The sequence below is a fragment of the Lysobacter sp. M15 genome, assembly GCF_022662515.1.
Taxonomy (GTDB): Bacteria; Pseudomonadota; Gammaproteobacteria; order Xanthomonadales; family Xanthomonadaceae; genus JAKPBU01.
Window position 1 is genome coordinate 330823 of record NZ_JAKPBV010000002.1, and the last position, 20653, is coordinate 351475.

The following is a 20653-nucleotide window of genomic DNA, read 5'->3' on the forward strand; positions in this document are numbered from 1 at the left end:
ATGTACGAGAATGATGGAACGACGAGGATAGCGGATCTCGCAAACCGCAACGCGCACGATGCGACGCAAGAGGACATCGAGCGCTTTAGCGAGATTGCGGGAGAGCGGGCGCAGCCACGAAGTGTCGAGCCGCCCATGCCGCAGGGGTCGCCGGTGCCGCGTCCCTCGGGTTATTGGGAAAAGACCTGGGGCGCCATTGCGACGCCCCCATCCCACGACGGTATAACCGGCGTCGCGGTGGGGGCGCACAACCAGCAGGACGCCGAGCGGCTAGCTTTAGCCGATTGCAAGGCAAAGGGAGGCGGTGCTTGCAGCGTGAAACTGTCTTACCGCAATCAATGCGCTGTCATGACTGTGGGGAGCGGGTTGTCGCGCGCAACTAGTGCGGAGTCGATTGAACGTGCCACCGAGATCGGCATGGCTGATTGCAGGAAGAGCGGAGTCAATTGCCGTGTCGAGTACTCGGGCTGCACAGAGCCGATCTTCCACAAGTACTAACAGGATCGCCATCGCGTTTGGGAAAAGGCGAGCGGGTCAGGGTAGACGGGCATCGGCCTGTTGCCTTGGGGAGGCCAGCGTAAGTCCGGGCTGTCGCCACGCCCGATTCTGCTACGGACGGGCCATGGGGCGATGCCGTCGCGCGACCCGAGGACGGCGGCCCCCTCCTGCCGCGCCAGCTGCGCAGCCTTTCACGTGCGATGGCTTCCTGGTCAGGAGCGTAGATATGGGCGCGTAAGCGGTCGGTAATACCGGAGCCGGCCTCGCCACGGACATGGATCAGCCGAAGGGCGGTGCGAGGCGGACGGGCGTGCCTTGGGCAGGGGCCACCGGCCGCCGAGACCCGCGAGCAAGCGGGGCTGGAGCCGCGGGGTTGTCCGCAGGGACGACGCACAGGGCGAGGTGATCACTGCGTCTTCCAACGAAGAAGCGCGACGGTCGTTAGGGGATATGGACCATTTCGCGACGTGGGATTTTCGACTTGGTAGGGACCATACCGGGAAGTGCGGAAGGTTCTTGACGGCGCTCTGCCGCTGACGTTAAGGTTTGGCTGCAATGCCGGCGGTTCAGGATCGAGGATCCGGATCGCCGCGGCACGGAAGCAGAGCAAAAGGGGCTGAGAGCTCAGATGTCGGCAAGGAAGCATTCGCCGGGCGTGGGAGCCCGGATACCCAGCGCGAAACCGGCCCATTACGTGGCTGCCGCCCCGCGTTCTCCCAATACTCTCTGCCGCGTTCGCGGCGCCGGACCCGTCGGCGCTCCGACGATGCGCGTGTCCGTTCGTCCTTCGCCACTGGATGGTGCTTCGTGATCAGGATTGTGCGCCTGCGACCGCAGGTCTTGGTGGTGTGTTGCCTCGCATTCGCGGTGGTGGCCTGCGCCACCCGCCCGGCCCCCAATTTCCGCGGCCGCTGGAAGCCGGTGAACCAGTACGCCGACGCGCCCGTGGCCATTCCTCTGTACGAGTCGTACACATATGCAGCCTCGCCGATGGACAAGACGCTCAAGGGATTGCTGACCCGCTGGGCGAAGGCGTCCAAGCGCACCCTGTCGTACCTGCACGCGTCCGACTTCACCCTGTACGGACCCGTGAAGGACGTGAACACCACCAGCCTGGAGCAGGCGGTTGCGCAGCTCGATTCAGCCTACGCCTCGTACGACGTGGCGATCTCGGTGGAAGCAGGGCAGATCACGGTGCGGCACACGCAGGCCCCGGCCGTGCCGCCCGCCCAATCCACCGCCGCACCCTGACGCTGGCGATTGACGCCCGGTCCCACCGCCGCGGAAGCCTCTGGATCCACGATGCTCGGAAGAAAAAAATCCTCCTCCCAGATCGATGCTGCAGTCGGCGCGTCCGTCAATTACGAGGTGACGATTGCCGACCTGGCCATGCGCAGTCAGAAGCGCGCCTGGTTCGTCGCCGGCAGCGCGATCTTGATGGCGGTGTTGCTGGCGCTCGGGTACCTGTTGATGCTGCCGCTCAAGGAAAAGACGCCATTCCTTGTGCTCGCCGATCCGTACACGGGCACGGCTGCAGTGGCACCACTGGTGTCCGACCTGAGCAACAGCCCGGTGACCGCGAATGCCGCGATCAACAAGGCCAACATTGCCAATTACGTGATCGCGCGCGAGTCCTACGACTACAACATCCTCACTCAGCGCGACTGGGGGCTGGTGTGGACCATGTCCACCAAGCAAGAGGGCGAGGCCTACGATCACCTGCTCTCGCCGGGCAATCCGGCCAGCCCGATCAAGCTGTACGGGAAGACCCGAGCCATCCGGGTCAACATCATCAGCCTCACCCCGAACCGGGAAGGTTGGTTCGACAAGGAAGGCTCGGCCACGGTGCGCTTCCAGCGCGTGCTGGTGAACAAGGCCAATGGCGCGCCGACGGTGCTCGACACCCGCGTAGCGACGATCATCTATACCTACAACGAAGCGCTTTCGCTGACTGACGAACAGCGGTTCAGCAATCCGCTCGGCTTCCAGGTCACTGACTATCGCGTGGTCACCGAACTGGTCTCGCTGCCCTCGCAGCCGCCGTCGGCAATGGCGGAACAGCCGGTGCCCGGCACCTTGCCGGCCCCTTCGGCCGCGCCCGGGGAGGGGGTGCTGCCATCACCTGGCGGTGTTGGACAGGATGCATCGCCAGCCGCAGCGCCTGGTGTCGTGCCACAACAGCCTTCCGCTCCGCAGCAGAACGTCGCTGCGCCCGCAGGTTACGCCAATGGAGCCAATACCCGATGAGCCGCAGTTCGCCATGGCTGCCTGCACTGGCCGCCGCGATCCTCCTGTTGTCCGTGGCGTGGGTCAGGCCTGCTTCCGCCCAGGTCATGCATCAGTACGAGTACCAGCCGGACCGCATCTACGAAATTCGTACGGGCCTGGGCATCACTACCCAGATCGAGTTGAGCCCGAACGAGAAGGTGCTGGATTACAGCACTGGCTTCAGCAGCGGATGGGAGCTCAACCGCCGCGAAAACGTGTTTTACCTCAAGCCGAACAACGTCGACGTGGACACCAACATGATGGTGCGCACCGACAAGCGTTCCTACATCTTCGAGCTGAAGGTGGTGGCCACGGACTGGAGAGTGCTCGACCAGGCCAAGCGTGCGGGCGTGCAGTACAAGGTGACGTTCGTCTATCCCAACGATCCTGCGCTGGCCGAAGCCGCCGAGGTGGCTGAGTCAAGGCCGGGGCAGAGCACGAGCATGGAAGCCGGGCGGGAATACAACTTCGACTACTCGTTCGCCACACGCAGCAAGAGCCCTTGGCTCGTGCCGGTGAGCGTGTACGACGACGGCCAGTTCACCTACGTCCAGATGCCGGACATGACCCAGTTTCCGACCGGGAACTTCCCAGCCGTATACGGGCGCGAGAAGCGAAGGGGCGAGGATTTCGTCGTCAACAGCACGGTCGAGAAGAACACCATCATCGTGCATGGGACCTACCAGTACCTGGTCATCCGCCACGGCAAGAACGCCGTCGGCTTGCGAAGGAACACGCCACAGTGAGCCAGACCACACCTCCGAACACCCCCGATAGCGGTTATGAGGACGGTCGGACCCCGTCCTTCGCGCAGGATCGCGGCAATCCGTATTACAGCGGCGGGTACCAGCAGGCGGAGCCGGCGCCCAATCTGGATGCGGGTTCGCCCACGCTGACCGCTGCCGAAAGCCAGCGCCTGAACCGCAAGGCGTTGCTGTCCCTAGGCGGCATCGTGCTGCTGCTGTTCCTGCTGGGCTATTTCGTCCTGCGTAGCGGTGGAGACAAGGGCGAGGACGAAAAGCCGCAAGCTGACGCCAACAAGCCCCTGATCGTGCCGGAGCTTCCCACGGCAGCCGACGAGCCGGCCGAGACGGCGCCCCCAATCGACCTGGCGCAGCAAGCACAACCCGTGGTTCCGCCGCTGCCTGACCAGGCGTATGGCAATCCGTCGGCCAGCAGCCAGGGCGCCCCGGCAGGCCCGCAGCCACCAAGCCTGATGGAGCGACGCATGAGCGCCGCGGGCGGCGCCGGTTCGACAGCCGCTGCGCAGGAGCCTGCGGACAACGGCAGTACCGCGCAGCTCCAGCAAATGCAGGCGATGCAGAACGCGATGCTCGGCCTGCCGCCCGGCGGCACGCCGGCGCCGACCGTGGCCGCGGCGGCAACAAGCGCGCAATTCATGTCGAATCCGAATGCGCTGCTGGTGCGCGGCACCTATCTGCGCTGCGTACTGGAATCGCGCATCGTCACCGACATTCCCGGCTTCACGTCCTGCGTCCTGACCGAGCCGGTCTATTCGGTAAACGGGCGCGAGTTACTGCTGCCGAAAGGCTCGAAGATTCTGGGGCGTTACCAGGATGAAGGCGACGACATCGCGCGCGTCGCGGTCGTATGGGACCGCATCATCACGCCGACCGGAATCGACGTCGCCATGTCGAGTCCGGGCGTCGATGGACTCGGTGGCGCCGGCCATCCGGGCGACTACAACGGTCATTGGGGCAGCAAGATCATGTCCGCACTGTTGATCAGCCTGATCAGCGACGCCTTCCAGTGGGGCGCGGCCGAACATGGGCCGAGAACCTCGACCAGCATCGTGGGTCCGGGCGGTACGACGGTGGTCGAGCAACCATTCCAGAGCGCGACCGCCCGTTCCATGGAGAGGCTTGCCAACCAGGCGTTGCAGAAGTCCGCACAGCGCAAGGGCACGGTCACGATCAACCAGGGCACGGTGGTCAACGTCTACGTCGCCCAGGACGTAGACTTCTCCGCGGTCATGGCCCTGCGTTGAGGCCGCGCGGCATCGCGATGCGCGGTGCCGCCGGGGCGCTCCCGCGTCACTGGTTCGCGCGAGCGCGGCTGCCTGCCGGCTCCGGAACCATCAGCCACCAACAGGGGCCGTGGTGATGCCATGACTGACGCCGACGACTCGCCCCTGGCGCACATCTCCAAGGATTTCCTGGAGTACCAGTACCAGATCCTCGGCATCCTGGAATTCATGCATTCTCCGGATGTCACCGAGATCTGCATCAATCGCCCCGGCGAGCTGTACCTGGAGACGCGCGAGGGATGGCGGCGGGTGGAGGTACCGACGCTCACGTTCGAACGCGCGCGACAGTTCTGCACGGCCGTGGTCAACGAGAGCAATACCGGGCAGCGCATCACCGATGCCGATCCGATGGTTTCTTTGACCTTTCCGACCGGCCAGCGCGCGCAGTTCGTGATTCCGCCTGCGTGCGATGCCGGCAAGGTATCGATCACCATCCGCCTGCCGGCGCGGCGGACGATCACACTACAGCAGTACGAGGAAAGCGGCTTCTTCGAGCAGATTCTCGAGGACAACCCGACCATCGGCGCCCACGACCAGGAATTGCTGGACCTGCGTGCGGCGCGCGACTACGCCGAGTTCTTCAAGCGTGCGGTGTACTACAAGAAGAACATCGTCGTATCCGGCGCCACCGGCAGCGGCAAGACCACCTTCATGAAATCGCTGGTGGAGTTCATCCCGCAGGACGAGCGCCTGGTGACCATCGAGGACGCGCGCGAGCTTTTCATCGGGCAGCCGAACGTGGTGCACCTGTTGTATTCGAAGGGCGGGCAGGGCACGGCCAATGTCTCCGCCAAGAGCTGCATGGAATCGTGCCTGCGCATGAAACCGGACCGGATCATCCTGGCCGAGCTGCGCGGCGACGAGGCGTTCTACTTCATCCGCAACTGCGCATCGGGCCACCCCGGGTCGATCACCAGCTGCCACTCGGGCAGCACGGAGCAGACCTGGGACCAGCTGGCGCTGATGGTGAAGGCATCGAGCGAAGGCGCCGGGCTCGAGTTCGCGGTGATCAAGCGCCTGCTGATGCTGACCATCGACGTGGTCGTGCACATCCGCGCCCACGCCGGCAGCCGCTACATCACCGGCATCGACTTCAATCCGGCACGCAGGTTCGCCGAAAGCTAGGCGCCGTGACTTGCCTGCGTCGGGGGCGGCATGGGATCGATGCGCGAAGCCTCGCGGCCGTCCGGGTCGGCGGCGGCCGTCAGGGCGCAAGCAACGGCATCCGGAACCCGCATCCATGCGAAATGGTCGGCGGCTACGCCCAGCGCCGTCGCATCGAGCCGGACGATGCGGACCTGCGTGCTTCCGAGTTTCGAAAGCAGGAAGCGCAGCGACGGCTCCGGTCCCAGCCAGTCGCGTGCGAAGCCGATGGCCTGCACGGGTACGGTGACGCTGCGCAGCGCGCGATCCAGGTCGATTTCCAGGCCCTGCGCGGCATAACGCCCGCTCAGCCCGCTGCGCGCCCAATCCTGGATCAGACCGCGCGCCTCATTGCCGCCGAAGCCGACCGTGCGTCCCGGCAGGGCGCCACGGATCTTCGCGAGCCACGGCAGGAACCGGTAGGTGGCGGGCAGCCACCAGCGCGTGCGCACGGGAAAGGCGCGCCAGTAAGGAGAGCCGGTGGCGACCAGCCACAACGCGCGCGCACCGGGTGCCAGCGCGAGCCGGCAGCAGGCGAGTTGGCCACCCAGGCTGTGGCCGCCGATGACCGGTTCCACGCCGGGCGCTTGGCCGGCGACAGCGCGTTCGCTGGCGGGCAAGTCGTGCAGCAGCAGCTCGCGATAGCCCCAGTCGCAATGGCGGGATGCGCGCACGCTGCTTGACCCATGTCCGCGCCACTCGTGCACGAACACGGCGACGCCGTGCTGCGCCAGCGCATCGGCGAAGGGCAGGTAGTGGCGCGCGGCGACGCCGAGCGCCGGTAGCCACAGCAGGCGATGCGAGGGCCGCTCGGGAATCCGCGCCAGCAAAGACCAGCGATGACCGTCTTCGCCTTCCACCGGCAACTCGAGCGCCTCAGTCGGCACCGGCCGCCGCACCGAGGTGATCGAGGACGATGAGTCCGCCGTGGCCCGGCCGATAGCCGTGTCTCAGTGCAGCTTCCACGTAACCGATCGCACGCTCCACGGCGCTGCGCATGGCCAGGCCTAGGCAGAGATTGGCGGCAATCGCCGAGGCCAGGGTGCAGCCGGTGCCGTGGGCTTTCAGGTCCAGTCGATCGTGGGCGAATTCGACCCGGTCGGTCGTGTCGCGATAGCGGTCGACGACCCGTGTGCCTTCGTCCAGATGCCCGCCCTTGAGCAATACCGCGCGCGCGCCGAACTGGCGCAGCGCGTCGAAGGCCGCCTCTGCGCCTGCGGCATCGACGATGCGGATGCCGCACAGCAGCTCGGCTTCGGGGATGTTGGGGGTCAGCACCGTGGCCAGGGGCAGCAGCCGCGTGCGCAGTGCGTCCAGCGCCTCGTCCTCCAGCAGCTTGGCGCCGGAGGTGGCGACCATGACCGGGTCCACCACCAGTTGCGCCGGTCGATGCGTTTCAATCGCATCGGCCACGGCATGGATGACCTTCGCGTTCGCCAGCATTCCCAGCTTGACCGCGCCGATGCGGAAGTCGTCGAAACAGGCATCGATCTGCGCGCGCAGGAAACCGACATCGGGAACATGGACCGCGGTCACCCCGCGGGTGTTTTGCGCGGTCAGCGCGGCGATCGCCGAAAGACCGTGCACGCCGTGCGCGGCGAAGGTTTTCAGGTCGGCCTGGATTCCCGCGCCACCGCCCGAGTCCGAGCCTGCGATGGTGAGCGCGCAAACAGGCAGGGCAGGGCCACCATGGTCGGACATGCGGGCATTCTGCCCGAAGCTCGCCTCAGCCCGTTGTCGGCTCATGGACGATCGACTCGGCCAGCCGCAGTGCGCGTTCGAAATTCGAGGTGAAGTGCAGTTCGGCCGGCTCTTCCTCGAGCCGCATCCGGGCGATGACCCGGTTGGGTTGTTCCTGCAGTCCGGAAATGATCAGCACGATGCCCTTGCGATGGCAGCGATGGGCGAGCTGCTTCAGCGCGTGCACGCCGCTGGCATCGATCACCGGCACCAGCCGCATGCGCAGGATGAATACCTTCGGTGGTTGCAGGAACTGGTCCAGCAGGTTGTCCAGGCGGTTCGCGGCGCCGAAGAACAGCGGGCCGCTGATCTGGTACACCTCGACGCCCTTCGGCAGCATCGCGCGCTGATCGAGGTCAGCGCCGCGCGCGTGGTCGTCGTCGCCGATCTCGTCGTCGGGCATCGGCATGCCGGAACTCACTTCCACCGCTTCGGCCATGCGGAACATGAACACGAATGCGGCGACCACGATCCCGGCCTGGATGGCCACGGTCAGATCCAGGAACACGGTCAGGAAGAAAGTGAGCAGCAGCACCAGGCGGTCGCCCTTGGGTGCCGACATCGTGTTGCGGAAGTTCTCGACCTCGCTCATGTTCCAGGCCACCACCAGCAGCACCGCGGCCAGCGCAGCCAGCGGCACGTAGCGCATCAGCGGCGCCAGCAGCAGCATGAACAGGAGCAGGTAGGCCGCGTGCAGAATGCCGGCGACCGGCGTGCGTCCGCCCGAGCGGATGTTGGTGGCAGTGCGCGCGATCGCGCCGGTCGCCGGCAGGCCGCCGAACAGGGCAGAACCCACATTGGCCAGGCCCTGCGCGACCAGCTCGCCGTTCGAGCGATGACGGCCGCCGGTCATGCCGTCGGCGACCACCGCCGACAGCAGCGATTCCACCCCCGCGAGGAAGGCGATGGTGAGTGAGCTCGGCAGCAGTTCCCAAGTGCGCTCGAACGGGATCCGCGGGAAGTCGAAGGTCGGCAGCGCCGAGGGCAGGGCACCGAAGCGGGTGCCGATGGTCTCGGCAGGCAGGGCGAATGCGGTCGCCACCAGCGTGCAGACCAGCAGCGCGATTAGGAAGCCCGGCCAGCCCGGCTTCCATTTGCGCAGCCCGACGATCACCGCCAGCCCCATCACGGTCAGCACGACCGCGGCCGGCTGGGTGCTGGCAATGTGCTGCCCGTAGGCGGCCCAGCGCGGCAGGAACTCGGCAGGCACATCGCCCATGCGCAGGCCGAGCATGTCCTTGACCTGGCTGGAGAAGATGCTCACCGCGATGCCGGCGGTGAATCCGGTGATCACCGGCTGGGGCATGTATTTCATCAGCGTGCCCAGGCGCAGCAGGCCCGCGGCGATCAGGATCAACCCGGCCAGCAGGGTGCACAGGATCAGCCCGCCGAAGCCGAACTTCTGGATCACCACGAACACCACCGGGATGAAGGCCGCGGTGGGCCCGCCGATCTGCACCCGCGATCCACCGAACGCGGAAATCAGGAAGCCGGCCACGATCGCGGTGTACAGGCCCTTCTCGGGCGTGGTGCCCGAAGCGATCGCCAGCGCCATCGCCAGCGGCAGGGCAACGATCGCGACGGTCAGTCCGGCCAGCGCATCGGCACGCAGGTCCTGCAGCCGGTAGCCCTCGCGCAGCACCGTGAGCAGCTTGGGCTCGAACATGCGCAGGTACTGGCGGCGATCGAAGCCGGGACTGGCCATCAGCCCGGCTCCTTCAGGCGCACGCCGCGGCCGCGGGCCTGGCTGGGCTGCTCGTTGCCGATCAGCTCGATGCCCGCAGCGTCGAGCGCCTCGATGACCTTCATCAGGGTGTCCACCACGCCGCGCACGGTGCCGTCGCTGGCTTCCATGCGCTGGATGGTCGGCAGCGAAACGCCGGCGAGCTGCGCGAGCGTGCGCTGGTCGATGCCGAGCAGGGCGCGGGCAGCGCGCATTTGGGCGGCGGAGATCATCGGCGCACCAGTCCGGAACAGGTGCCTTATTCCACCAGACAGGACCTGCTTATACAAGTTTAAAATATTGATACTGATGTTTAAAACATCATTCGTTCTGGGGATGATCGGCGCATGAGAGCTTCACACGACACGCCGCCGACCATGGGTCTAGAGCAGATAGATCGGAGGGTCCGTTGAGCCGGTCGCCTGGTGCGCAGGCGAACGCAGATGATCGCCGGCACAAGCCGGCGTGGTGGAGAGTTCCCGCCCTGGAGGCGCCGCCCGCTACAACACTTCCGAGGCGTAGTCCGCCAACCGCGAACGCTCGCCGCGGCGCAGGGTGATGTGGGCGCTGTGCGGCCAGGCCTTGAAGCGATCCACCACGTAAGTGAGGCCGGACGTGGTTTCGGTGAGGTAGGGCGTGTCGATCTGCTCCACATTGCCCAGGCACACGATCTTGGTGCCCGGGCCAGCGCGGGTGACCAGGGTTTTCATCTGCTTGGGCGTGAGGTTCTGCGCCTCGTCCAGGATCAGGTAGCGGGACAGGAACGTGCGGCCGCGCATGAAGTTCATCGACCGGATCTTGATCCGCGAGGCGAGTAGGTCGTTGGTGGCGGCCCGGCCCCAGCTGCCGCCTTCCTGGTTGTGGGTCAGCACCTCCAGGTTGTCGGTAAGCGCGCCCATCCAGGGGGTCATCTTCTCTTCTTCGGTTCCGGGCAGGAAGCCGATGTCCTCGCCCACGCTGACCGTGGCCCGGGTCATGATGATCTCCCGGTAGCGCTGCTGGTCCATGGTCTGGGCCAGGCCGGCGGCCAGGGCGAGCAGGGTCTTGCCGGTGCCGGCGGTGCCGAGCAGGCTGACGAAATCGACTTCCGGGTCCATCAGCGCGTTGAGCGCGAAGTTCTGTTCGCGATTGCGCGCGAGGATGCCCCAGACCGCGTGCTGGTTGCTGCGGTAGTCGTCGACGATCTGCAGCGTGACCTTGTCCTCGCCGACCCTGGTGACCTTGAGCTCGGCTTCCTCGTCGCCGGGCAGATACAGGAACTGGTTGGGATACCAGTCGTCGTCCTGGTTGCGCGAGATCTCGTAGAAGGTGCGGCCTTTCTCGGTCCACGATTTCAGGTCGTTGCCATGCTTCTGCCAGAAGTCCTCCGGCAATGCGGTGACGCCGGTGTAGAGCAGGCTGAAATCGTCGAGCGCGCGGTCGTTTTCGTAGTCCTCGTTGACGATGCCGACGATCGAGGCCTTGATCCGCAGGTTGATGTCCTTGGACACCAGCACCACCGGCGTGCCGGGCTCGTCGACCTTGAGCGCCAGGATCGACGCCAGGATCTGGTTGTCGGGCATCGCCTTGGCGAACGCGCGCGACGCATCGATGGGCGCGGTCTGGAAGCGCAGGCGCCCGGCGCTGTCGGCGGTGCGCAACTGCAGTCCCTTCGGGCGCTGCAGGACCACGCCGGCATCCAGCGCCTTGTTTCCATGCGCTTCGATCAGTTCGTTGAGAAAGCGGCTGACCTGGCGCGCATTGCGGCTGGCTTCGGAGGTGCCCTTCTTGGCATGGTCCAGCTCCTCCAGCACCTGCATCGGCAGGTAGACATCGTGTTCCTCGAACTTGAACAGCGCGGTCGGATCGTGCATCAGCACGTTGGTATCGAGGACGTAGATGCGCTTGCCCTTGGTCATGCGTGACGGTTCCTGTCGGTCAGGCGTCGGAAGGCCACCGCGACCCGCGGGACGGGGCAGTGGAGGAGGAATGGGAGGCGTGCGTCACTGCTTCTGTGCAGCCTTGAGCGCTTCGAGCACGGCGTACGCATGGCCGGCGACCTTGACGCCGCGCCAGGCCTGGGCGATGCGGCCGTCCGGGCCGATCAGGAAGGTGCTGCGCTCGATGCCGATGTACTCGCGGCCGTACAGCTTCTTCGGCTTGATCACGCCGAAGGCATTGCCCAGCTTCTCGTCCGCATCGCTGACCAGGTCGAACCGGAACCCCTGCTTGTCGCAGAAGTTCTGGTGGCTCTTGATCGAGTCGCGCGAGACGCCCAGCACGGTGGCATCGAGCCTGGTGAACTTGGGCAGCAATACATTGAACTCCAGGCCCTCGGTCGTGCAGCCCGGCGTCGCATCCTTGGGGTAGAAGTACAGCACCAGCCAGTGACCAAGATGGTCGGCCGTGCTCCCGGTCAGCCCGCTGGACAGCGCCAGCGGCAGCTTGGGCACCTTGCTTCCGACGTCGAGCGGCTTGGTGGCCATCAGCTTCGCATGCCTAGAACTTCATCGGGTCCATGATCGCGTCCAGGTTGAGATGGTCGCAAAACTCGAGGAAGTCGTCGCGCAGGCCGGCGATATGCATGTCGGCCGGCACGCCGATGGTGAGCTGGGCGGAGAACATGTCCGCGCCGGTCTGCATGGCGCGATAGCGCGAGCAGTGCAGGCTTTCGATGGTGATGCCCTGGCCGTCGAAGAAGTCCGCCAGCTGGAACAGGATGCCAGGCTTGTCCGCCGCGACCACTTCCACCACGTAGGGCAGCAGGTTCGACTGCAGCGGCTTGGGGCCGGTGCGGTACCACACCAGCTTCAGTCCTTCCTCGCGCTCGAGGCGGGTGAGCATGGCTTCGAGCTTGGCCACCGCATCCCATGAACCGGTGGCCAGCGCGCTTACCGACACGTCGCGTCCCACCGTCGAAAGCCGGGTGTCGACCAGGTTGCAGCCGCTGTCGGCGATCCGCCGGGTGACCGGCAACAGGGGGGATTGCGGATGCGTCGTGTAGGCGTTGATCAGCAGGTAGTTCTCGTTCGGCGCGGGCCGGACAGCGGTGTCTGGTTCGGTCAAGGCAGGGTCCGCGACGAAGGGTGAACGGCGACCGGACATCGGTCCGGCGCAGTGCGCAGGATACTTGCCCGTGCTTCGAGCCCGCAAGTAACATCTTGTGTTACGCCATTCCGCATCCGCCCGGCACCGCCGCGGATGCTTTCCCCACCGATTCGGGTACCCGCGCTTGCGACTTTCCGGCAGCATCACCGCGCTGGCGACGCCGTTCACGGCCGCCGGCGAGATCGACCTCGAAGCCTGGCAGCGTCTGTTGCAGATGCAACTCGAGGGCGGTATCCAAGGCGTGGTCGTCGCCGGCTCGACCGGCGAGGCCGCCGCGTTGTACGACGCCGAGTTCGATGCGCTGCTGCGCAGCGCCGTCGAGATCGCTTCCGGACGCATTCCGGTCTTGGCCGGCACCGGGTTGTCCAACACCGCCAAGACCATCGAGCAGACCCGTCGCGCGGCGGCGTTGGGCGCCGATGCCGCGCTTGTGGTGACGCCTCCCTATGTACGTCCGACACAGGCTGGGCTGATCGCCCACTACCACGCGATCGCCGACGATGGTGCGCTGCCGCTGGTGCTCTACAACGTACCCGGCCGTACCGGCTGCGACCTGTTACCCGACACCGCCGCCGCGCTGGCGGCGCACGAGCGCATCGTCGGCATCAAGGAAGCGCGCAGCGAGCCCGAACGCATGCAGGCGCTGCTGCCCCTGCGCGGCGACGGATTCGCGGTGCTCAGCGGCGACGACCCCAGCTGCGCGCGCGCCATCCTCGCCGGCGCCGATGGGGTGATCTCAGTGGCCTCGAACGTGGCGCCCGCGGCAATGCATAAGCTGTGCGCGCTGGCGCAGACCGGCAAGACAGCGGAAGCCGAGGACTGGAACGCAAAGCTGCAGCCGCTATTCGACTTCCTCAACATCGAACCCAACCCGATCCCGGTCAAGGCCCTGCTCGCACTCCAGGAGATCGGCAGCGGGCTGCGCCTGCCGTTGCTGCCGTTGTCGTCCGGGCATGCTGCACGTGCTGGCGAGATTTCCGCCGGGATCCGTGCCCTTGAGCTATCCTGCCGCGACATGCTCGCGGCCTGACCCCGCAGGAGAGACAACCCGATGCGTCCGACCCCCTTATTGCGTACCGCCACGCTCGCCTTGCTGGTGGTGGCTGTGTTCGCCGCGTCCGGCTGCCGCTGGTTCCGCAGAAACAACCCGTACAACCAGTCCGCGGAAACGCGCCCGCTGGAAGTGCCGCCGGATCTGGATCGGCCGAGCACGGCTGCAGCCCTTGGTGCGCCCACTTCCGTCACCCGTTCGGGGATGTCGGGCACGCCGGTTCAGGGGGCCGCCCCGGCGCAGACACCTGCCGGACAGCCAGCCGTCGCACAGGCTCCCGCCGCGTCTGCGTCGGGCAGCGGCTTCACCGTGCCTGGCGAACGCGATGCGGTATTCAATCAGGTTGGTGAGGCGCTGGCGGCCGTGCCTGGCGCCACCATCGCAAGCAAGGCCCAGCTGCTGGGCACCTACGATGTGAACTACGAAGGCAGCAATTTCCTGGTGCGCGTCACCAAGGTCGATGCCGGGGTCTACGTGTCGGCGGTCGATCCGCGCGGGGTTGCCGCGGGCGGCGAGGCGGCTGCCAAGTTGATGGCGGCGTTGAGAAGCGCGCTCGGCGGCTGACGTAAGGCGCCCTCTCGCGGCTGTTCCTCAAGGGCGCTTGGGCGCCCTTTTGGCAGCTTTCCCGGCGGCCTCAGCGCTCGAGGAGCGGCAGCTTGTCCGGCTTGCCTTCCCATTCCTTGGCGTCGGGCAAGCCATCCTTGCGCACGGTGATCACCGGCCAGGCCTTCGACAGCTCCGCATTGAGTGCGACGAATCCCTCCTGTCCCGCAGGTACGTCGTCTTCGGGATAGATCGCATTGATCGGGCACTCCGGCTCGCACAGGGTGCAGTCGATGCACTCGTCCGGATCGATCACCAGGAAGTTCGGTCCTTCGTGGAAACAGTCGACCGGGCACACCTCCACGCAGTCGGTGTACTTGCACTTGATGCAGTTCTCGGTGACGACGAAGGGCATGGCGGATGGCGTGGCGGGACTGGTGCGATTCTAGCGAATCGTCAGCCCGGTTGATTCGTTGCCGTGAGCGATCGCGCGCGGCACGAGTGCGAAGCCGTTGCGCGCTGACCGGCGCCGCGAACGAAAGAACCCGGCCGGGGGCCGGGTTCTCACAGAAAAATGGCGCTCCCTACGGGATTCGAACCCGTGTTTTAGCCTTGAGAGGGCCACGTCCTAGGCCTCTAGACGAAGGGAGCTTTGGGGATTGCGCCGGCGGGACGCGCCGGCTGCGGGCAGGAGTCTGCGCGCAGCTTGCTAGTATAGCAGCCCAACTGCGGCCGACGCGGCCCGCCAGACCGAGCGCACGACGCCGCCCGATGCCCCAACAAATCACTACCAGCCTGCCTGCGCCGCGGGTCGTCCCGCGCGACCAGCACACGATCTCACGCAAGCACATCAGCCCCAACGCGCTGCGCGTGCTCTACCGCCTGCGCGAAGGCGGACACCAGGCCTATCTGGTCGGTGGGGCGGTGCGCGACCTGCTGGTCGGGATCCAGCCCAAGGACTTCGACGTGGCCACCGATGCCACCCCGGAGCAGGTCAAGGCGCTGTTCCGCAACTGCCGGTTGATCGGCCGCCGCTTCCGCCTGGCCCATGTCGTGTTCGGGCGCGAGATCATTGAAGTGGCCACCTTCCGCGCCAACAGCGACGACGGCAGCGGCGACCGCGAACTGCACGAAGGCGGGCGCCTGCTGCGCGACAACGTGTTCGGCGCGATCGAGGACGACGCGGTGCGCCGCGATTTCACCGCCAACGCCCTGTACTACGCGATCGAGGACTTCTCGGTGCGCGACTACGTCGGCGGTTACCAGGACGTGCTGGATCATGTGCTGCGCCTGATCGGCGATCCGGACACGCGCTATCGCGAAGATCCGGTGAGGATGCTGCGGGCGGTCAGGCTGGCGGCGAAACTGGGCTTCACTATCGATCCGGCCACCGCGGCGCCGATCCCGGAGCTGGCGCCGCTGCTGGCCGAGGCCGCACCGGCGCGTCTGTTCGAAGACGTGCTCAAGATGTTCCTCTCCGGGCACGGCGTGGCGAGTTTCGAAGGCCTGGAACGCCATGGCCTGCTGCCGGTGCTGTTTCCGGAAACCGCTGCTGCGCTCGCCGCGAACCGCAGCGGCGCGCTGCGGCGGATGCTGCTCGAAGGCCTGCGCGGAACCGATGCCAGGGTCGCACACGACGAGCCGGTGTCGCCTGCGTTCCTGTTCGCGTTGCTGCTGTGGCCGGCCTATTGTCGCGCCCTGATGGCTCTGCAGGCCCAGGGCGTGCATGCGGTGGAAGCGCAGCGCCGCGCGGCGGACCGGGTCACCGTGCACCAGCTCACCACGGTCGCGCTGCCGCGGCGATTCTCCTTGCCCATGCAGGAGATCTGGCTGATGCAGAGCCGGTTGTCGCAGCGCAAGCGCGCAGCTCGGCTGATGGCGCATCCACGTTTCCGGGCTGCTTACGACTTCCTGGTGCTGCGCCAGGTGGCCTCCGACGAGCATGCGGAAGACGTGGCGTTCTGGCGCGACGCACAGCAGCTGTCGGGCGAGGATCTGACGCATCGGGTCGCCATGGCGCAGGAGTCCGGGGACGAAGGTGAACTCGCCACGCGCCGTCGCCGCCGCCGTCGCCGTCGTCCGGCCGGCCACGTCGAGTGATCGACCCGGTCATCGCTTTCGTCGGCCTGGGCGCCAACCTGGGCGATTCCCCGGCAACCGTGCGCGAGGCCATGCGCGCACTGGATGTTTTGCCGCAGACGCGTCTGTTGCGGGCGTCGCGCCTGTATCGCAGCCGCGCCTGGGGCGTGGAAACGCAGCCCGACTTCATCAACGCCGTGGCGATGCTCGAATCCCGCCTGCCGGCGCGCACGTTGCTGGATGAACTGCTGGCGATCGAGCGCGCGCACGGGCGCGAGCGTACGGCGGAAGTACGCTGGGGACCACGCACGCTCGACCTGGACCTGTTGTTGCACGGCGATTCGATCATCGATGAGCCCGGCCTGCGCGTGCCGCACCCGCATCTGCACGAACGCGCCTTCGCCCTGCTGCCCCTGGTCGAAGTCGCGCCGGACGCGGTCATTCCGGGCCGCGGACTGGCGCGCGACATCGCCGCCGTGATGGCGGGCGAGGGCATCCAGGCGCTAGGCTAGGGTCATGAACGCAGCGCCGAAGCCGATGACCGTGCCCGAACTGGCCGAGGCCAAGCAGAACGGCCGTAAGCTGGTGATGCTGACCGCCTACGACGCCGGCTTTGCGCGCACGCTCGATGCCAACGGAACCGACATCCTGCTGGTCGGCGATTCGCTGGGCATGGTGGTGCAGGGCGCCGATTCCACGCTGCCGGTCACCGTCGCGGATATCGTCTATCACACGCGCTGTGTCGCATCGGCGACCCATCGCGCGCTGGTCCTGTCCGATCTTCCGTTCCAGGCCGACGCCACGCCCGAACGTGCGCTCGACGCCGCCACGGCGCTGCTGCAGGCCGGCGCCGGCATGGTCAAGCTCGAAGGTGCCGGCCACAAGCTGCAAACGATCCGCTTCCTGGTGGAGCGCGAGATTCCCGTCTGCGGGCACCTGGGCCTGACGCCGCAATCGGTGCTGCGGTTCGGTGGCTACAAGGTGCAAGGGCGCGGCGAGGCGGCGGCGGACAGGCTGCTGGCCGACGCAAGGGCGGTGGCCGAAGCAGGCGCTGCGATGCTCGTGCTCGAATGCGTGCCCTCGTCGCTGGCGGCCGAAATCACTGCCGCCATCGATATCCCCACCATCGGCATCGGCGCCGGCCCGGGCTGCGATGGGCAGGTGCTGGTGCTGCACGACATGCTGGGTCTTGACAGCGGCCATCGGCGTCCGCGCTTCGTCAAGGATTTCCTGGGCGAGGGCGGATCGGTCGCCGGCGCGGTACGCGCCTATGCAGAAGCCGTGCGCAGCGGCGCGTTTCCGGACGAAGAGCACAGCTACGCATGAGGCCGCCCGTGGCCGCGGCCATGGTGGGAATCCCAGGGGCTCGGCAGCCCACTTACCACTGCCAGCGCCATCCGCACGGCTCGGGGAATGGTTGATGGACACGATCCGCGAGCTCGAGGCGTTGCGCGCCCGCATCGCCGGTTGGAAACGCGATGGCCTGCGGATCGGGTTCGTCCCGACCATGGGTAATCTGCATGCAGGGCATCACTCGCTGATCGAATTGGCACAACGGCATGGCGACCGCGTCGTTGCCAGCGTGTTCGTCAATCCGACCCAGTTCGGCCCGAATGAGGATTTCAGTCGTTACCCGCGCACCCCGGAGCAGGACGCAGCGGGACTGGCGGCGGCGGGCACCGATGCGTTGTGGATGCCATCGCTTGCGACCATGTATCCCTACGGCGCCGACAAGGCAGTAGCGATCCGGGTGCCCGGCGTGACCGAGATCCTGGAAGGCGCGCATCGCCCGGGCCACTTCGATGGCGTCGCCACCGTGGTGGCACGGCTGTTCAACCAGGTGCAGCCGGATATCGCGGTATTCGGGCGCAAGGACTACCAGCAGCTTGCGGTGATCCGCTACCTGGTAGCGGATCTGGCGTTCCCGGTGGAACTGATCGCGGCCGAGACGCGGCGCGAGCCTGACGGCCTGGCGATGAGCTCGCGCAACCAGTACCTGTCGCCCGAGGAGCGCGCGATCGCGCCCGTCATCCACCGCACCCTGCTTGCGATGCGCGACGGAATCCGCGCCGGTCGTCCGCGCGCGCAAGTGGAAGCCGACGCCAGCGCCGACCTGCACCAGGCGGGCCTGGATCCGGACTACGCGGTGATCCGGAATCCGGACCTTTCCGAGCCGGCGACGCGCGACGGCAGCTTCGTGGCTCTCATCGCCGCGCGCCTGGGCCGCACCCGGCTGATCGACAACCTCGAGTTCGAGGCATAGCGCAGCCGCGCTGACGTTCATGTGGGAGCGGCTTTAGCCGCGATTGCCCTCGTGTTTTATTCGGTTTCTCGCAAAAGCATTCGCGGCTAAAGCCGCTCCCACATGGGTGTCCACCGTGCGCACGGCGCACGCTACGCTGAATCCACGGCAACGCTTTGTTGCGATGCGGCAAAGCGGCCCTATACTGCGCCCTGCCGGGCGCCTGCCCGGGTCGTGCCGATATCGCTCCGGAGCGCCGTTGCATGCAACTCACCCTGCTCAAGGCCAAGATCCACCGCGCCACCGTCACCCATGCCGAGCTGCATTACGAAGGCTCGTGCGCCATCGACGGCCGGCTGCTGGACATCGCCGGCATCCGCGAGTACGAGCGCGTGGAGATCTACAACGTCAACAACGGCGAGCGTTTCGCGACCTACGCCATCCGCGGCGAGGAAGGCAGCGGCATCATTTCGGTCAACGGCGCGGCGGCGCACAAGGCGCAGCCGGGCGACCTGGTGATCATCTGCGCCTACGGCCACTGCGATGAAGCCGAAGCGGCGAAGTTCAAGCCGACCCTGGTCTACGTGGACCGCCAGAACCGGCTGACCCATACCAACCAATCGATTCCCAAGCAGGCCGCATGAGCGGCGCCGGGATCGATCTGTCGCTGCTCGCCGAGCAGACGCGGCGCCTGCAAGGCGCTTCGCTTTCGCAAATCAACCTGGACGACCCGGCGCGGGTCTCCGATTTCGCGCTGCGCGTCGGGCCGCTGTACGCCAGTTTCGCCCGGCAGTCGTACGACCGCCAGGCCTGGCAGGCGCTGCTCGCGCTCGCGCGCGACGCCGACCTCGTCGGTGCGATGCAGCGCCTGGTGGATGGCGAGCCGGTCAATGCGACCGAAGGCCGCGCCGCGCTGCACACGGCATTGCGCGGCGAAGTGTCCGGGTCGCCCACGGCGCGCGCCGCGCACGCCGATGCGCTGCGCGCGCGCGCGCGGATGCGCGCGATGGTCGAGGCGTTGGCCGCCACCGATGTCACCGATATCGTCAGCGTCGGCATCGGCGGTTCCGACTTGGGCCCGCGCATGGTGGTCGATGCGCTTGCGCAGCCGGATGCGCCGGCTGTTGGAAGAATGCGGCCGCGGGTGCACTTCGTCTCCAACGTCGACGGCGCTGCGGCGCAACGCACGCTGTCCGCGCTGGACCCGCGCACCAGCGCCGCGATCCTGATCTCCAAGACCTTTGGCACCCAGGAAACGCTGCTCAACGGCGGCATCGTGCGCGACTGGCTGGCGAACGACAGCAGGCTTTATGCAGTTAGCGCCAACGTGCAGCGGGCGAGCGACTTCGGCATCGATCCTGAGCGCATCCTGCCGATGTGGGACTGGGTCGGCGGTCGCTATTCGCTATGGTCGGCAGTGGGATTTCCGATCGCGCTGGCGATCGGGTTCGAGGCCTTCGAAGCGCTGCTGGCCGGCGCAGCGGAACTCGACGCGCACGCGCTGCAGGCCGCCCCCGAAGCCAATCTGGCGGTCTGGCACGCGCTCACCGCGGTCTGGAATCGCAATGCGCGCCACGCCGCCACCCAGGCGGTGCTGCCCTACGACGAGCGCCTGAAGCTGTTGCCGAACTACCTGCAGCAGCTGGTCATGGAGAGCCTGGGCAAGCGCGTGAAGCTCGACGGCGCGGCCGTGGCAGGCGACACCGTCCCGGTCTGGTGGGGCGGCCCGGGCACCGACACCCAGCACAGCTTCTTCCAGGCCCTGCACCAGGGCACGCAGATCGTGCCGGCGGATTTCATCGGCACGATCCGCTGCGATCATCCCTATCTCGAGAACCACGCGGCGCTGCTGGCCAATCTGCTGGCGCAGACCGAAGCCTTCGCCAATGGCCAGGACAGCGACGACCCACACCGCGTCTATCCTGGTGACCGTCCGAGCACGCTGCTGCTGCTCGACGCGCTGACGCCGCACTCATTGGGCATGCTGATCGCGCTGTACGAACACAGCGTCTACCTGCAATCGGTGCTCTGGGGCATCAATGCCTTCGACCAGTTCGGCGTCGAGCTGGGCAAGCAGGTCGCGAACCGGCTGCTGCCCGCGCTGAAGGGCGATGGCGATGCCGAAGATCCGGTGACGCGCGCGCTGCTCGTGGAAATCCGAAACCGCACGTAGGAGCGGGGGGGGGGGGGGGGGGGGCGGCGGGGGGGGGGGGGGGGGGGGGGGCGGGGGGG

General features: G+C 66.9%; 22 protein-coding genes and 1 tRNA gene. 14 read left to right on the top strand and 9 right to left on the bottom strand.

Annotated features, from left to right (window positions below):
• The 6 genes from MC380_RS02295 (at position 1) to virB11 (ending at position 5938) form a co-directional block, all read left to right on the top strand.
• Positions 1 to 498, top strand: a complete 498-nt coding sequence (locus MC380_RS02295; RefSeq protein ID WP_242162779.1) for a DUF4189 domain-containing protein — start codon at positions 1 to 3, stop codon at positions 496 to 498.
• Positions 499 to 1314: 816 nt separating this feature from the next.
• Positions 1315 to 1749, top strand: a complete 435-nt coding sequence (locus tag MC380_RS02300; RefSeq protein ID WP_242104626.1) for a hypothetical protein — start codon at positions 1315 to 1317, stop codon at positions 1747 to 1749.
• A 51-nt stretch (positions 1750 to 1800) separates the two neighbouring features.
• Positions 1801 to 2745 carry a type IV secretion system protein gene (locus MC380_RS02305; protein ID WP_242162781.1) on the top strand — a complete coding sequence of 315 codons (945 nt, stop codon included), beginning with the start codon at positions 1801 to 1803 and terminating at the stop codon, positions 2743 to 2745.
• Entirely contained in the window at positions 2742 to 3512 is a 771-nt protein-coding gene (locus tag MC380_RS02310; RefSeq protein ID WP_242104304.1) for a TrbG/VirB9 family P-type conjugative transfer protein, read from the top strand. The genes MC380_RS02305 and MC380_RS02310 overlap by 4 nt, the downstream gene beginning before the upstream one ends.
• Complete coding sequence (locus MC380_RS02315; RefSeq protein ID WP_242162784.1) at positions 3509 to 4774, top strand: TrbI/VirB10 family protein; 1266 nt, start codon at positions 3509 to 3511, stop codon at positions 4772 to 4774. Before MC380_RS02310 ends, MC380_RS02315 begins: the two co-directional genes overlap by 4 nt.
• A gap of 120 nt (positions 4775 to 4894) precedes the next feature.
• On the top strand, positions 4895 to 5938 hold the full coding sequence (gene virB11 / locus MC380_RS02320; RefSeq protein WP_242162786.1) for a P-type DNA transfer ATPase VirB11: 1044 nt from the start codon (positions 4895 to 4897) through the stop codon (positions 5936 to 5938).
• Here virB11 and MC380_RS02325 read toward each other — a convergent pair.
• The 7 genes from MC380_RS02325 to MC380_RS02355 all read right to left on the bottom strand — a co-directional run bounded on the left by MC380_RS02325 (position 5935) and on the right by MC380_RS02355 (position 12464).
• The gene (locus tag MC380_RS02325; protein ID WP_242162788.1) at positions 5935 to 6843 is read right to left on the bottom strand and encodes an alpha/beta fold hydrolase; all 909 of its coding nucleotides are present in this window, start codon (positions 6841 to 6843) and stop codon (positions 5935 to 5937) included. The genes virB11 and MC380_RS02325 overlap by 4 nt on opposite strands.
• On the bottom strand, positions 6833 to 7657 hold the full coding sequence (thiD, locus tag MC380_RS02330) for a bifunctional hydroxymethylpyrimidine kinase/phosphomethylpyrimidine kinase (protein ID WP_242162791.1): 825 nt from the start codon (positions 7655 to 7657) through the stop codon (positions 6833 to 6835). Before thiD ends, MC380_RS02325 begins: the two co-directional genes overlap by 11 nt.
• A 25-nt stretch (positions 7658 to 7682) precedes the next feature.
• Positions 7683 to 9401, bottom strand: a complete 1719-nt coding sequence (gene sulP, locus MC380_RS02335; protein WP_242162793.1) for a sulfate permease — start codon at positions 9399 to 9401, stop codon at positions 7683 to 7685.
• Positions 9401 to 9634: a helix-turn-helix transcriptional regulator gene (locus tag MC380_RS02340; RefSeq protein ID WP_242104298.1), complete on the bottom strand. Its 234-nt coding sequence runs from the start codon at positions 9632 to 9634 to the stop codon at positions 9401 to 9403. The genes sulP and MC380_RS02340 overlap by 1 nt, the downstream gene beginning before the upstream one ends.
• A 285-nt stretch (positions 9635 to 9919) precedes the next feature.
• Entirely contained in the window at positions 9920 to 11317 is a 1398-nt protein-coding gene (locus MC380_RS02345) for a PhoH family protein (RefSeq protein WP_242104297.1), read from the bottom strand.
• Between the two features lie 84 nt (positions 11318 to 11401).
• Positions 11402 to 11884 carry a peroxiredoxin gene (locus tag MC380_RS02350; RefSeq protein WP_242162795.1) on the bottom strand — a complete coding sequence of 161 codons (483 nt, stop codon included), beginning with the start codon at positions 11882 to 11884 and terminating at the stop codon, positions 11402 to 11404.
• A 13-nt stretch (positions 11885 to 11897) separates the two neighbouring features.
• Positions 11898 to 12464, bottom strand: a complete 567-nt coding sequence (locus MC380_RS02355; RefSeq protein ID WP_242104295.1) for a glycine cleavage system protein R — start codon at positions 12462 to 12464, stop codon at positions 11898 to 11900.
• 166 nt (positions 12465 to 12630) lie between these two features.
• Between MC380_RS02355 and dapA the strand changes: the two genes are divergently transcribed.
• Together dapA and MC380_RS02365 are read left to right on the top strand one after the other, a co-directional pair.
• Complete coding sequence (gene dapA / locus MC380_RS02360) at positions 12631 to 13536, top strand: 4-hydroxy-tetrahydrodipicolinate synthase (protein WP_242162797.1); 906 nt, start codon at positions 12631 to 12633, stop codon at positions 13534 to 13536.
• Between the two features lie 21 nt (positions 13537 to 13557).
• Positions 13558 to 14121: a hypothetical protein gene (locus MC380_RS02365; RefSeq protein WP_242104293.1), complete on the top strand. Its 564-nt coding sequence runs from the start codon at positions 13558 to 13560 to the stop codon at positions 14119 to 14121.
• Between the two features lie 70 nt (positions 14122 to 14191).
• Here MC380_RS02365 and fdxA read toward each other — a convergent pair whose 3' ends face one another.
• The gene (gene fdxA / locus MC380_RS02370) at positions 14192 to 14515 is read right to left on the bottom strand and encodes a ferredoxin FdxA (protein ID WP_242104292.1); all 324 of its coding nucleotides are present in this window, start codon (positions 14513 to 14515) and stop codon (positions 14192 to 14194) included.
• Between the two features lie 160 nt (positions 14516 to 14675).
• Positions 14676 to 14751 (bottom strand) — tRNA-Glu (locus tag MC380_RS02375).
• A gap of 120 nt (positions 14752 to 14871) precedes the next feature.
• On the opposite strand from MC380_RS02375, the gene pcnB reads away from it, so the two are divergent.
• From pcnB to pgi, 6 genes are all read left to right on the top strand, one after another.
• A complete protein-coding gene (pcnB, locus tag MC380_RS02380) occupies positions 14872 to 16200 on the top strand; it encodes a polynucleotide adenylyltransferase PcnB (RefSeq protein ID WP_242104291.1) in 1329 nt (442 codons plus the stop codon).
• Positions 16197 to 16691: a 2-amino-4-hydroxy-6-hydroxymethyldihydropteridine diphosphokinase gene (gene folK / locus MC380_RS02385; protein ID WP_242162799.1), complete on the top strand. Its 495-nt coding sequence runs from the start codon at positions 16197 to 16199 to the stop codon at positions 16689 to 16691. The genes pcnB and folK overlap by 4 nt, the downstream gene beginning before the upstream one ends.
• A 4-nt stretch (positions 16692 to 16695) precedes the next feature.
• A complete protein-coding gene (gene panB / locus MC380_RS02390) occupies positions 16696 to 17505 on the top strand; it encodes a 3-methyl-2-oxobutanoate hydroxymethyltransferase (protein ID WP_242162801.1) in 810 nt (269 codons plus the stop codon).
• Positions 17506 to 17596: 91 nt separating this feature from the next.
• The gene (gene panC, locus MC380_RS02395; protein ID WP_242162803.1) at positions 17597 to 18442 is read left to right on the top strand and encodes a pantoate--beta-alanine ligase; all 846 of its coding nucleotides are present in this window, start codon (positions 17597 to 17599) and stop codon (positions 18440 to 18442) included.
• Positions 18443 to 18684: 242 nt separating this feature from the next.
• The gene (panD, locus tag MC380_RS02400) at positions 18685 to 19065 is read left to right on the top strand and encodes an aspartate 1-decarboxylase (RefSeq protein ID WP_242104287.1); all 381 of its coding nucleotides are present in this window, start codon (positions 18685 to 18687) and stop codon (positions 19063 to 19065) included.
• Entirely contained in the window at positions 19062 to 20594 is a 1533-nt protein-coding gene (gene pgi, locus MC380_RS02405) for a glucose-6-phosphate isomerase (RefSeq protein WP_242162805.1), read from the top strand. Before panD ends, pgi begins: the two co-directional genes overlap by 4 nt.
• Positions 20595 to 20653: the final 59 nt, after the last annotated feature.

Excerpts from the sequence above, each read along its gene's own strand:
- fdxA (WP_242104292.1), bottom strand. The coding sequence starts at position 14,515 with ATGCCCTTCGTCGTCACCGAGAACTGCATCAAGTGCAAGTACACCGAC.
- MC380_RS02295 (WP_242162779.1), top strand. The coding sequence starts at position 1 with ATGTACGAGAATGATGGAACGACGAGGATAGCGGATCTCGCAAACCGC.
- MC380_RS02340 (WP_242104298.1), bottom strand. The coding sequence starts at position 9,634 with ATGCGCGCTGCCCGCGCCCTGCTCGGCATCGACCAGCGCACGCTCGCG.
- MC380_RS02305 (WP_242162781.1), top strand. The coding sequence starts at position 1,801 with ATGCTCGGAAGAAAAAAATCCTCCTCCCAGATCGATGCTGCAGTCGGC.
- MC380_RS02310 (WP_242104304.1), top strand. The coding sequence starts at position 2,742 with ATGAGCCGCAGTTCGCCATGGCTGCCTGCACTGGCCGCCGCGATCCTC.
- panB (WP_242162801.1), top strand. The coding sequence starts at position 16,696 with ATGAACGCAGCGCCGAAGCCGATGACCGTGCCCGAACTGGCCGAGGCC.
- virB11 (WP_242162786.1), top strand. The coding sequence starts at position 4,895 with ATGACTGACGCCGACGACTCGCCCCTGGCGCACATCTCCAAGGATTTC.
- MC380_RS02365 (WP_242104293.1), top strand. The coding sequence starts at position 13,558 with ATGCGTCCGACCCCCTTATTGCGTACCGCCACGCTCGCCTTGCTGGTG.
- sulP (WP_242162793.1), bottom strand. The coding sequence starts at position 9,401 with ATGGCCAGTCCCGGCTTCGATCGCCGCCAGTACCTGCGCATGTTCGAG.
- pgi (WP_242162805.1), top strand. The coding sequence starts at position 19,062 with ATGAGCGGCGCCGGGATCGATCTGTCGCTGCTCGCCGAGCAGACGCGG.
- MC380_RS02350 (WP_242162795.1), bottom strand. The coding sequence starts at position 11,884 with ATGGCCACCAAGCCGCTCGACGTCGGAAGCAAGGTGCCCAAGCTGCCG.
- MC380_RS02345 (WP_242104297.1), bottom strand. The coding sequence starts at position 11,317 with ATGACCAAGGGCAAGCGCATCTACGTCCTCGATACCAACGTGCTGATG.
- pcnB (WP_242104291.1), top strand. The coding sequence starts at position 14,872 with ATGCCCCAACAAATCACTACCAGCCTGCCTGCGCCGCGGGTCGTCCCG.
- panD (WP_242104287.1), top strand. The coding sequence starts at position 18,685 with ATGCAACTCACCCTGCTCAAGGCCAAGATCCACCGCGCCACCGTCACC.
- thiD (WP_242162791.1), bottom strand. The coding sequence starts at position 7,657 with ATGTCCGACCATGGTGGCCCTGCCCTGCCTGTTTGCGCGCTCACCATC.